This window comes from Streptococcus pasteurianus, assembly GCF_004843545.1.
GTDB lineage: Bacteria > Bacillota > Bacilli > Lactobacillales > Streptococcaceae > Streptococcus > Streptococcus pasteurianus.
Genome location: NZ_CP039457.1, coordinates 1568397 through 1581101, shown reverse-complemented (window position 1 = coordinate 1581101; position 12705 = coordinate 1568397). Strand labels below are relative to the sequence as shown.

The window sequence follows — 12705 nt, the reverse complement described above, 5'->3', positions numbered from 1 at the left end:
CAAGGCTCTTTCCAACAAGGAAAGGAGCAGACACCATGAAAGAAAAAAGACGGGATAACAAAGGTCGTATCCTGCATACTGGAGAGAGCCAACGAACAGACGGAAAATACTTATATAAATATGTAGACGCATTTGGAAACACAAAATATGTGTATGCTTGGAGATTGACGCCCACAGACCCCACACCAAAGGGGAAACGGGAAAAACCCTCACTTCGAGAACTGGAACAGCAGATAAGACGGGATATTGAGGACGGTATCGACAGCACAGGCAAGAAAATGACGCTTTGCCAACTTTACGCCAAACAGAACGCACAGAGGGCAAATGTAAAGAAAAGCACACAGAAACAAAGGGAACAACTCATGCGGTTATTGAAAGAGGACAAGTTAGGTGCTAGGAGCATTGATACAATCAAACCCTCTGACGCTAAAGAATGGGCGTTACGCATGAAAGACAAAGGCTTTTCCTATAACACCATTAACAACCATAAACGCTCGTTAAAGGCGTCATTCTATATCGCCATACAAGACGATTGTGTAAGGAAGAACCCTTTTGATTTTAAGTTAAGTGAAGTCATAGAAAATGATACCAAAGAGAAAGTCGCATTGACAGAGGAACAGGAACAAGCCTTACTCTCATTTATCAAGACGGACAATGTGTATCACAAGCATTATGATGATGTGCTGATATTATTAAAGACAGGACTTCGTATTTCGGAACTGTGCGGACTGACAGTAGCCGACATTGATTTCAAGAATGAAGTTATGATTATCGACCACCAGTTATTAAAGAGCAAGGAACAGGGCTATTACATTGAAACGCCTAAGACGAAAAGTGGAATAAGGCAAGTGCCATTAAGCAAGGAAACGATACAGGCATTTCAACGGGTTATGAAGAAACGTCCAAAGGCAGAACCATTTGTGATAGATGGACAGAGCAATTTCCTATTTGTCAATCAGAAAGGCAAGCCAAAAGTTGCGATTGATTACAACGCCTTATTTGTCCGTATGGTAAAGAAATACAACAAGCAACACAAGGACAATCCCTTACCACATATCACACCGCATACGCTACGCCATACGTTCTGTACAAGACTGGCAAGCAAGAACATGAACCCAAAAGATTTACAGTATATCATGGGACATTCAAATATCAATATCACAATGAACTGGTACGCTCATGCGTCCATAGATACCGCAAAATCAGAGGTTCAGCGTCTAATCGCATAAGAAGTATTTACCACGATTTTAACCACGCTTGATAGCGAAAATATAAGAAGATAGACCTAGATATGTGAGGTTTACCACAAAAGCAAAATGCCCGTAGAGCCGATAAAATAAGGCTTTGCGGACATTTGAGAAGATATAAAAAGATAGTCAAAAAGACATATATAATTTTAGTTAATCTCTATAATAAAGTATCTGGTGTTTCGATTTTTGACTTAAAAGCCTATATAGAACCGACTGCTAGTCTTAATATTAGTGCCGTCTGGAAGATTTTAACAGAAATATTTGTCAATGGTCCATTTATGATTTTAGATTTGATTGTTGGCTTTATTTCGTTAATTCTTCGCTTTTTTGAAAGTTTTGATTTATATGATGTTTATAAAAATACCGTTTATGACACGTCTAAAAACTTATGGAATGGTTTAGCAGGTTCAGGGAATTATAACAATTCTCTTTTGTATCTTGTGATAGCCGTAACGGCTTTTAGTATTTTTATTGGTTATACTTTTTCAAAAGGTGATGTTGGACGTCGATTATTGCATTTATTTGCGGTGATTATGCTTGGCTTAGGGTATTTTGGCACTATGCAAAATACATCTGGTGGTATTTATGTTTTGGATACAATTCACAATGTGGCAACCTCTGCTAGCACGACGATTTCTAACATGAGCATTGTCAATCCTGAAAATGATGATAACACAATCAGTTCAGAAACATCTGTTGCGGATAATTATATTGCCAGAACGGCTTATGCAGCCTATATCTATGTCAATACAGGTCGTCTTGATGGTAAATATATGAACAATCAAACAGGTGCAACAGAAGATTTTGATGATTCAAAGGTTCTTGGTTCTGTAGTAGATGGTAAATTTCAAAAAGTAAAGCCAAGCGAACGTGATGCTGATAGAAAGCAAGGTGGTTATTTAGATGATATAGGACATGGTGCAGATGATGGAGAGGAAAAAAATCGTTGGGTTTCAGCTGTTAGTGATTACATTGTGATTAAATGTCTCTATGTGATTTTGAAAATTGTTGAAGCGATTATTTTAGGCTTACCGCTAATCTTGATTCAATTAATGTCTTTTGTGGCACAGTTATTAGTGATTTTCTTAATGATTGCTTTTCCATTAGCCTTAATTGTGTCACTAGCACCAAGAATGCAAGATGTGATTTTTAATACCATCAAATTAATGTTAGGGGCTAGTTTTTTTCCAGTATTGACTGGCTTTTTAACCTTAATGGTCTTTTATATTGAAGCCATTATTAATGTTTTTGTATCAAGCGGTTTTGATAGTTTATCTGAACAAGATTTAGTTAGCTTTAGTGATTTTCAACCTGTTTTTGAACTAGTGATTTCAACAGTTGTACAAGCGATTGTGTTTGTGGCGATTTGGAAGAATAAAGAAAAGGTTTTAACCTTTATTTTGGGTCATAATCAAGCAAATAGCGTTGCTAGACTTGCGGACGGTGTTGTTAATGCGCCTAGTCAATTTCGTGATACAGGTGGAAATATGTATGAACGAGCGAGTGATATGGCGACAATGGGAATGCTTGCAACTGGTGCAGGTGCAGGGTTAGCCTTAACAGCTAAAGATGGTTTGGAGAAAGCTTTTTCAAAATTTAAACCAGATTATGGTAAGGTAACACCTGATCTAGCTGATAATTCTGATTATGATGACCAATTTGAAGATATGGGTAATCCGTCATATAGTGATGATGATTCTACTGTTGAAGATGTTGATTTTACAGAAGTTGACCCTGACATGGTAGATGTTCCACTATATGATGAGGGTGAACCAAGTATTGAAGATGACACCATTGATTATGATGGTGTTTATCAAGAAAGCTTACCTAATGATTCTCTTGATGATAATGAAAATGTTTCTATTGAAGATTTTGAACAAGATTTGTCAAATGAAGAAGCCATTGACTATCATCAACAAGCGGATAATGCTCAAAGTGATAAAGCTATTGAAGATTATTCAACGGATAACTTTTCAAAAGATTCAGCGATTGAAGAGGTAGAAGTTCCTCAAACAGAATCCCCTTTAACAACGTCTGATGAGTTACCGAATGATTATCGAACGTATCGTAAACAAGCTAAAGTTGATAGATTGGAAGATGAATTATCCCACTATCAATCTAGTGATGATTTAGGACAGTTAGAAACAGGTCAATCAGCTTTTAAACGTGGCTTAGCTAAAACAACAACTAAAAATAGACAATATCGTATGAATAAAAGACGAATGTCTGATATTGAACAACGATTAGCAGAATTGCGAGGTGAATAAGATGAAAAAACGACGCTTGGGCTGTCTCTTTTCTATTTTATTATTGCCTTTCTTTATTACTATCGTTGTTATCATTGCTTTGTTTGCTGGTGCAGATGAAAGTTGTGATGTTTCTTCTGGTTCAACGTCTGGAGCCACTGTTAGTACGGTAGTTTCGGATACGGATTGGACGCACGAGGGGTCAACGGCTTATAACAACGCTAAACTGGTTTTTGATTCTTGGGTGTCTAAAGGGCTAAGCGGTGCTTCGGCTTCTGGAATCGTTGGCTGGGTTAACTCCGAGGGTGGCTTCTCGCTTGTTGACCGAGCCGAGGGGCATTACGGTACAGATGAGTTAACCAATGGATTATCCGCTGGTGTTATTCCAAGCGGTGGCTCTGGTTATTCTGTTGGCGGTGGTGGGATTTATCAATTCACACCGTATACTAAATTTGCGGAAGCTGGCGACAGCAAATGGCTTGACGTAGACGCTCAAAATACCTTTGTGGCACAAGCGATTCTGTCTGGTGATTGGAACGCTTCTATGGACTTGACGGGTGGCAATCATTCATTCCAACAAATGGCACAGATGACCGACCCGCAACAAGCAACCTTAGTCTGGCAAGCTTATGAGCGTGGAAATACCGCTTATATTGACCAAAGTCAAAAACAAGCGGACGCTCAAACCACTTATGACATGTTTAATGGCGCTTCTTATAGCTATGATGAGAGTAAGTTTAATGAAGCGTTTGGCACAAGTTCAAGTGATTCTAGCTCTGATTCCAATTATAAGGTTTCAGCCGTTAGCACTAGTAATTGTTCGTCATCATCTTCTGGTGGTACAGGGTCTTGGTCAACGGATGGAGGTACGGTTTCTTATAGTGCTTACAATGCTTGGAAAAGAGACGATTTACCAGATGACCTAAAACAATATGCTTTAGACCCTGCAAGTGTAGGTCTAGGTTTCAAAGATAGCACGGGTTGGAATGTGATTGCTTACTCGGGCGGTCAATGTACTGACCTTTCCGCAAGTCTTATGTATGCCTTGTGGGAGAAAAATGGTTCTCATCCAACTATGACAAGTGGTAACGGACAAGATATTGCCAAGAATTGGGCAAGTAACTTTGGCGGGTCAACTTCAACAACACCAACTGCGGGGGCAGTTTTTAGTCAAACGCCAAGCTCTGCTGGTAATGATGTTGGTCATACAGGCGTAGTTAGTCACGTATTTTCGAATGGTGATATTTTAGTGGTTGAACAAAACTATTCTTCTCTGTCAGGTGAAAATGGTGGCTTTGGTAAATACACGTGGTCTTATCGTTATGTACCAACTTCTCAATATGCGTCTGGTTGGAGTTTTTATGACCCAAGTAACGCAGGTTATAGTATTGTTTCTGAAGCGTCGTCAGTTGGATAAAAGGAAGGGAAGATATGAAGAAAAAGATAATTATGCTACTAATGATAGTGATTGGTTTCTTATTGGTGTTTAGTAAGCCAATCAGTCATTATGTAATTGGTTTAAGGTCTAATGACTATCAAGTTAGTCAAGTTTCAAAAGCAACGATTGCGAAAAATGAAACAGCAGAAGCCACTTATGACTTTTCAAGTGTTCAGTCCGTTTCCGTAAAAAGCTTATTAACGTCAAGTGGAACAGATTTGCCAGTTATTGGTGGCATTGCTATTCCTGACTTATCTATTAATCTTCCTATTTTTAAAGGCGTGACGAACGACAATTTGCTTTATGGTGCAGGAACGATGAAAGATAATCAAGTCATGGGTGGTGAAAACAATTATGCTTTGGCTAGTCATCACGTTTTTGGCTTAACAGGGTCGTCTCAAATGCTCTTTTCACCGTTAGAAAAAGCAAAAGTTGGTATGACAATCTATTTAACGGATAAGTCAATGATTTATACTTATAAAATTACGGAAATCGAATCTGTTAGTCCTGAACAAACGGAGGTTTTAGCTGATGTTGTTGGGGAATCAACGTTAACCTTAGTGACTTGTGAAGATAAAGAAGCAACGAAACGTCTTATCGTCAAAGCAAGTTTAACTGATTCGAGAGCTTATCAAAAGGCAACAAAAGTTCAAGTGAAAGCTTTTAACTATTCATATAATCAAATTCAGTAAGGAGTTAAAAATGAAGAAAAAGGTCGTTATCGGCTTGCTAGTGTTACTAGTAGGCTTGATTATTTTATCGGTTCGTTCGTGTCATAGGAATGAACAGTCACGGTCATCACCATCAAATACAGATACGGTTACACAACAGTCAACTAAGAAAAGTTCATCTACAAGTGAATCAGAATTGCTTTCAGCACAAGATGAAGCGACACAAACGCTTGAAAAGTCAGATGAACCATTAGATGATGAAGCGACTAAAAAAGTGACTGCTTCGTTGATGGTTGCTTTTGATTATTTAACACAGATTAATAATCAGTCTGATGTTCAAGTAACGTATAAAGACAAATTATCAGTTACTAGTCAAGCAATGGCACAAACAGTTGTGACAATGTTAAAAGCTGGTTATCAGCTTGATATTAGTACGTTAAAAGTTTATGCAAGTGATAGTGAAAACGTGTATCAATTCACAGTTGATTTGACAAAAGACGGTGCAGAAAATCTTTCGCTTGCAGGAAATTATGTGACAGGCACACAACAGTTGGAAATTGCGAGTTTGCATGGTATTCCAACAGGCATTCAATATTAAATTTAAGGAGAAGATAAATGAAAAAATCAAAAATTTTAACAATGGTTACAGTATCAGCGCTTGTTTTAACGCAAGCAGGCACAGCTTTTGCGGACGAATCGGATATTGCAGGAACAGTTGATGATACAGTAGTGGTAACACCATCTACAACAGGTTCAGATTCTTCAACGGATACCCAAACAGATACGTCAAACGCTGGTGATGATGTTAATGATACAATTGATAGTGGTTCAGGTGTTATTGAAACACCAACAACGCCAACAACTGATGATTCATCATCTGAAACAACACCATCTACGGAGACAGATGTTGTGGGTGAAACAACTCAAACAGAAACGTCAGAAAGTGAGAATTCAGACACGCAAACGGATAGTGAAGAAACACAAACGGAAACATCAGATAGTCAAACAGAAGATGACACATCTCAACAAAATCAAGAAACAGGAACAGTTGAAGTTCCAACAACAACTGGTGAAACGACAACAGTTAATACAGATAAGTCACAACCAACTAACAATCCAAACGTATCATCTCAAACAGCTTACGACGCTGGAGCTAGTCAGGTAGGAACAACTTCACAAGTGACAGGTCAAATTGTTCGTGACGTAACGACTGTTAATCCTGTAACGCTTATTAGCGGTGTAACCATTACAGATATTCAAGCGGGTGTTGCGACACTTTCAGATGGTTCAAGTGCTAATTTAACGGATTTGGGTGTAACTGAAAATGAAGATAAGACTTTCTCAGCGACAACAATTGATGGCGAACAAGTGACACTTCCCGAAACTGGTGAAAGTACGGTTGGTGTGATTGTTGGTTTGTTAATTATTTTGGCAGGTCTTAGTCTAGGCTTTAAAGACAAATTAAAAGCCTTGATTGATAATGTTAAAGCAAAATTTAAAAAGTAATAAATTGAGCCATGATTTTTAGTCATGGCTTTTATTATTTGATGTCTTGAGGAATAATATTTAAATTATTTTCATTTAGTAAACGTCCTATTTCAAAAATAATGCCAAATTCTTTATATTTAGGACTAATTTTAGCATGGTAATGTGTATTTTTAAAATATGTTCCGTTAAAGTAAATCGAATCATACAATATAGATAAGTCTATGTAGTGGTCAATTGTTATTTCTGTGTTGTTTTCTAATAGTGCAGTAGCTGTTGAGTGGTGACCGTTTTCTATTAATACTAAGTTTAATGGAAAAACATATATGTTGTAGCAATGATTTTCATTGGGCTTAAAGGGGTTATTAGCTAGTTCACCTATTAATTGTAAATTTTTTAATAATCGCTCCCTTCTCCAAGGGAAAGTAATTATTGGTGTAGAATGGATTGAAATTTTTATTTGCTTTTTGAATGAAATTTCTTTTGGGCGAAGTGTTGTTGGAAAGTTTAATAAATCATTAGTTGGTTCAGGGAATTCTTGAAAATTTGATAATAAATCCTCTATTAATTGGTTTTCGATTGAAAGACTTAAATGCTTTATGATATGGTTTAAACCATTAATTTTTTCTTGTTTTGTAGTTTCTTTGTCGTTGATAATATCATTAACTGCATGTAAATATGTGTTAAATTTCTTGTTATTTTTAAATTTTGAAAGTTGGTCTCTTATGGTGTATTTAACGTTGATATTAGGTGTAAATTTAGTCATTTTAGTGTTCCTTATTGTAAAAGTTTATAAGTTTTCTGAATTGAAGTCAGACTTACGTGTTATTTATCGTTCGGCTGATAAGATTCATGAAATTGTAACTTATGATGTAATAGCAGATCGAGATAAACGTGTTATAGATTATGAATCTAATTTTATCATAAAATATCTTTCTATTTTTGAAAGTAGTGATAGAGTAAATGATAGAACTAAACTTTTATTGGAACATGAAAATCGTATGGAAGATTTTAAAAAGTAAAATATATTGTCATGATAAGTTATCATGGCTTTTTTGTGTAAATGAGGTGAAAATATATGGAAGAAAATATTAATAATTTTCCTGATGTGATGGTAAACAAGCAGGAATTGATTGAAAAATACTTTCCTTATTTCAAAGTAGGAACATTGAACAAATATATTTTGAATATTGCTGATAATGAGCAATTTAAGCATGTGATATTACGTCCATCAACTCGTATGACAATGATTAATGTTAGAGGTTTTTACCTTTATTTGCGTTGGTGTGAAGAACGGAGATTTAAATGATATAATGTAAGCATTGATTAAAGATATGCTTGCTATTGTTAGATAGGAGGTCATATGTTTTATAAAGAATTGGAGAATGGTAAATACCGTTATTATCAGAAATATTGGAATATAAGAAAGGAGTGTTGGTTACAAGTTTCTGTCACATTAAAATCCAAGACACGTGCTGTGCAGGCAGAAGCGAAACGAATTTTAGAAGATAAAATTAGTAAGAAGAATAGTGTTCGTTTATTACAAGCTGAAACTGTAAAAGAGCTGTATGAAGAATGGTTAGTTATACGTAAAATGGAAGTAAAACCTAGTACATTACAAACACAAATGGGTATAATGAATGGTTTTATAAAAATTTTTGGTAATGAAAAATTAACTAGGATTAAATCGGCTGCTTTACAAACATATTTATTAGCTAAAGATTGGTCATATGGCTATCGGAATTTAGTTAAGGTTTATTTATCGTCTCTTTTTGATTATGCAAAAACGGTTGGTTATCTTGTAGATAATCCAATGGATAGAGTTGTCTTACCAAAATATAAAGTAACACAAGAAGAGATAGAATTAAAGAGAGAGCATTATTTATCAAGACAGCAAATACGACTTTATCTGAATATTCTTGATACAGAAGGAAAAAATCCAATATTTAATATATTAGTTGAATTCTTGTATTTGACAGGTTTACGTATTGGTGAAGCGCAGGCGTTAATGTGGTCTGATATTGATTTTGAGACTAAGATACTGACGGTAAGACATACTGTTCAAAGGGCAAATAAAAAATCAGATTATCGAATTACAACACCAAAAACAATTCATTCTTATCGAAAAGTTTACTTTAATAGTAGAGTAGTAGAGTTATTGGACGAATTAAAATGTTTGACATCTGTTGTAAGTGATAAAGATTTAGTTTTTACAAATGGTCGTGGAGATTTCTTTGGTTTGGATGCATTTAATTTATATATTCAACGTTATTTTGATAATCAGAAAATTGGCAAGCCAGATAATTTTAAGTTAACTAGTCATGTTTTTAGGCATTCTCATGTTAGCTTGTTGGCGGAATTAGGTTTTCATGTTCGTGAAATTATGGAACGAGTTGGACATAGTGATGAAAAAACGACGATTCAAATTTATACTCACGTGACAGAAAAAATGAAACAAAATAGTTTTGAGAAGTTAGAATCTGTTGCATTATAATTAACCAAAAACTAACTAAAAATTGAATAAATAAGTAGAAATAAGTGGTAGGTAGTTGTTGGATGAAAAAACTGAAAACTGTAAAATAGTAGTAAATAATAGTATTTGACAATAAGTATTTTTGAAAAACAAGGTTAGGTGATATAATAAGGTTATGGCAAAATCAAAAAGTAGAAAAAAAGGTCGTAAATCACGGCAACCAACAAAAGCAGAAATAAAAAGACAGAAAGCACTGCAACGTTTTATTTTGGCAATTGTGACAGCTGTTATTTTTTTCTTTGCGATTGCTCGTCTAGGAATTTTTGGCATAACAGTTTACAATATCGTCAGATTCGTGGTGGGAAGTTTGGCTTACTTCCTAATGTTTGCGGTACTTATCTATTTAATTGGATTTAAATGGTTTCATAAACAGACAGGGCTTGTCGGTGGTTTTGTGGTGACAATGATTGGGTTGTTGCTTGAATGGCATGCTTACCTATTTTCATTGACAGCTTATCGTGACAAGGAAGTCTTTTCAACAACAGCTCGCTTGCTTTATGGTGACATTATCAATTTTAAAGTAAGTAAGTTTGTCGGTGGAGGAATGCTTGGTGCTGTTCTTTATAAACCCGTAGCCTTTCTTTTTTCAAATGTTGGCACATTTCTGATCGGGGCGTTGTTTATCATCTTGGGGCTCTTTTTGATGAGTCCGTGGGAAGTTTACGATATTGTAGAATTTTTTAAAGAAAAATCCCAAGAATGGGCTGCTAAAAACGAAATCAGAAAGCAAAAACGCTTTGTAAAACGAGAAGAGAAAAAAGCACTTGCTGAACAAAAACGTCAGGAAAAAGCTCAGAAAGAGGAAGAAGAACGCTTGGCTCAAATGACTGTTGACCAAGAAACAGGAGAAATTTTAGAGAATCCTACTGACAATGAGACTTCGCTATTTGATAATCTTCCAGAAAATGACTCACCTACTGAACCTGAAATTTTGGCATATGACCACACTTTGGATGGCTTAGAAGAACCGCCACTTGAAGATTATCCGACAATGGATTCGTCACCGTCGCAAGAAGCTACGCAAGCTATACTTGATGAAGAAGATGACGGCGAACCGTTAGAAGTTGATTTCACGGCGAAAGCAAATCTTCTTTATAAACTACCAACGATTGACTTATTTGCACCAGATAAACCTAAAAATCAGTCTAAGGAAAAAAATCTCGTTCGCAGAAATATCAAAGTCTTAGAAGATACGTTTAATAGCTTTGGGATTGATGTCAAAGTTGAACGTGCGGAGATTGGACCGTCTGTTACGAAATACGAAGTCAAACCAGCAGTTGGGGTGCGTGTTAACCGCATTTCAAATTTGGCCGATGATTTGGCACTTGCACTTGCCGCTAAAGATGTTCGTATCGAGGCACCAATTCCAGGAAAATCGTTGGTCGGTATCGAAGTTCCTAACTCAGAAATTGCAACGGTAACCTTCCGTGAACTTTGGGAACAAGCAAATACAGACCCTAATAAATTATTGGAAGTACCACTTGGTAAGGCTGTTAACGGAACAGCACGTACATTTGACCTTGCTCGTATGCCACACTTGCTTGTCGCTGGTTCAACAGGTTCTGGTAAATCAGTTGCCGTTAATGGGATTATTGCAAGTATCTTGATGAAAGCTCGCCCAGACCAAGTCAAATTCATGATGATTGACCCTAAAATGGTTGAATTGTCAGTTTATAATGATATTCCGCATTTGCTAATTCCTGTAGTAACCAATCCACGTAAGGCAGCAAGAGCACTTCAAAAAGTGGTTGATGAAATGGAAAATCGTTATGAACTCTTTAGTCATTTTGGGGTGCGAAATATCGCAGGCTACAATGCTAAAGTTGAAGAATTTAATGCGCAATCTGAACAAAAACAAATTCCTTTACCATTGATTGTAGTTATTGTTGATGAGTTGGCTGACTTGATGATGGTTGCCAGCAAAGAAGTGGAAGATGCGATTATTCGTCTAGGGCAAAAAGCGCGTGCTGCGGGTATTCACATGATTCTTGCCACACAACGTCCGTCTGTTGACGTCATTAGTGGTTTGATTAAGGCTAATGTGCCATCACGTGTTGCCTTTGCTGTATCATCAGGGACAGATAGCCGTACCATCTTGGATGAGAATGGTGCTGAAAAACTTCTCGGTCGTGGTGACATGCTTTTCAAACCAATTGATGAAAATCATCCAGTCCGCTTGCAAGGCTCTTTCATTTCTGATGATGATGTGGAACGCATTGTTGGCTTCGTTAAAGACCAAGCTGACGCAGATTATGATGATAGCTTTGACCCAGGTGAGGTTTCTGAATCAGATTTGAAATCTGGTGGTGGCGCCCAAGAAGGTGACCCACTCTTTGAAGATGCCAAAGCTTTGGTACTTGAAACACAAAAAGCAAGTGCTTCAATGCTCCAACGTCGTTTGTCTGTTGGATTTAACCGTGCCACCCGTTTAATGGATGAATTAGAAGCAGCAGGTGTCATCGGACCAGCCGAAGGAACAAAACCACGTAAAGTTCTGATGACTAACCCAAATCCAGAAGCATAATAAAAAAACGTTAGCTCAATTGGCTAGCGTTTTTTATGTAATCGTAAAAATTAAAATCAGTACCATAATGTAAAAGAGAAAAGTCAAAATAAAACCAGAGCGCCAGAAAAATTTCCCAAAACGGCGGTAAGAAAAAGAATGATCTCTTCTAAGAAAAGTTACCGTTAAAATAATAGCGAGTAGTGACAGACAAATCAAATAATAAAAGAAAATACTACTCCCTAAAAATTTATTTCCCACCAATCCGATTTCAAAAGCAAAAATCGGAAAAGCAATGTCGGTAAATAGAATGCCAAAACGTTTTAATTTGAAAAATGTCACTAAAATATAAGCAAAAATTGGTGTCAAAAACACAAACGAGAAAGAAAATAATTTGTACATCATCATACTTTATATTTTATACTGAAACCTAAAAGATGTAAATGATTAGAGGGCTTTTCCTAAAATTTAGTTTGACTTTCTTTGTTAGTAAAAATGGACATCAATAATTTAACGTGGAATGGAAATAGGTTATTAGGAAAATCAATAGTGTCTGACGAAAAAATAGCTGGAAAGTGC

At 36.3% G+C, this 12705-nt stretch carries 11 protein-coding genes; 9 read left to right on the top strand and 2 right to left on the bottom strand.

What is annotated here, in order from left to right; genetic code table 11:
* Nucleotides 1-35: 35 nt before the first annotated feature.
* The 6 genes from E8M05_RS08220 (at nt 36) to E8M05_RS08190 (ending at nt 7111) form a co-directional block, all read left to right on the top strand.
* Nucleotides 36-1229: a site-specific integrase gene (locus E8M05_RS08220; protein WP_117575182.1), complete on the top strand. Its 1194-nt coding sequence runs from the start codon at nt 36-38 to the stop codon at nt 1227-1229.
* 125 nt (nt 1230-1354) lie between these two features.
* A complete protein-coding gene (locus E8M05_RS08210; RefSeq protein ID WP_233437504.1) occupies nt 1355-3517 on the top strand; it encodes a hypothetical protein in 2163 nt (720 codons plus the stop codon).
* 1 nt (nt 3518) lies between these two features.
* The gene (locus E8M05_RS08205; protein WP_136596461.1) at nt 3519-4913 is read left to right on the top strand and encodes a phage tail tip lysozyme; all 1395 of its coding nucleotides are present in this window, start codon (nt 3519-3521) and stop codon (nt 4911-4913) included.
* A 14-nt stretch (nt 4914-4927) separates the two neighbouring features.
* On the top strand, nt 4928-5626 hold the full coding sequence (locus E8M05_RS08200) for a class A sortase (RefSeq protein WP_041973208.1): 699 nt from the start codon (nt 4928-4930) through the stop codon (nt 5624-5626).
* A 10-nt stretch (nt 5627-5636) separates the two neighbouring features.
* A complete protein-coding gene (locus tag E8M05_RS08195) occupies nt 5637-6203 on the top strand; it encodes a hypothetical protein (RefSeq protein WP_014620212.1) in 567 nt (188 codons plus the stop codon).
* A 17-nt stretch (nt 6204-6220) separates the two neighbouring features.
* Nucleotides 6221-7111, top strand: coding sequence for a hypothetical protein (locus tag E8M05_RS08190; RefSeq protein WP_014620211.1), 891 nt, complete (start codon nt 6221-6223; stop codon nt 7109-7111).
* A gap of 34 nt (nt 7112-7145) precedes the next feature.
* Here the strand turns inward: E8M05_RS08190 and E8M05_RS08185 are convergent, their stop codons facing one another.
* Entirely contained in the window at nt 7146-7856 is a 711-nt protein-coding gene (locus E8M05_RS08185; RefSeq protein ID WP_012962306.1) for a DUF6710 family protein, read from the bottom strand.
* Between the two features lie 312 nt (nt 7857-8168).
* Here E8M05_RS08185 and E8M05_RS08175 point away from each other — a divergent pair, with 312 nt between their 5' ends.
* The 3 genes from E8M05_RS08175 to E8M05_RS08165 all read left to right on the top strand — a co-directional run bounded on the left by E8M05_RS08175 (nt 8169) and on the right by E8M05_RS08165 (nt 12147).
* Nucleotides 8169-8399 (top strand): hypothetical protein, encoded by a 231-nt coding sequence (locus E8M05_RS08175; protein ID WP_012962305.1) that lies wholly within the window; start codon nt 8169-8171, stop codon nt 8397-8399.
* Nucleotides 8400-8453: 54 nt separating this feature from the next.
* Nucleotides 8454-9584, top strand: a complete 1131-nt coding sequence (locus tag E8M05_RS08170) for a tyrosine-type recombinase/integrase (protein WP_014620208.1) — start codon at nt 8454-8456, stop codon at nt 9582-9584.
* Between the two features lie 154 nt (nt 9585-9738).
* Nucleotides 9739-12147 carry a DNA translocase FtsK gene (locus E8M05_RS08165; protein ID WP_003065919.1) on the top strand — a complete coding sequence of 803 codons (2409 nt, stop codon included), beginning with the start codon at nt 9739-9741 and terminating at the stop codon, nt 12145-12147.
* A 33-nt stretch (nt 12148-12180) separates the two neighbouring features.
* On the opposite strand, the gene E8M05_RS08160 is transcribed toward E8M05_RS08165, so the two are convergent.
* On the bottom strand, nt 12181-12531 hold the full coding sequence (locus tag E8M05_RS08160) for a DUF3397 domain-containing protein (protein WP_172473476.1): 351 nt from the start codon (nt 12529-12531) through the stop codon (nt 12181-12183).
* Nucleotides 12532-12705 lie beyond the last annotated feature (174 nt).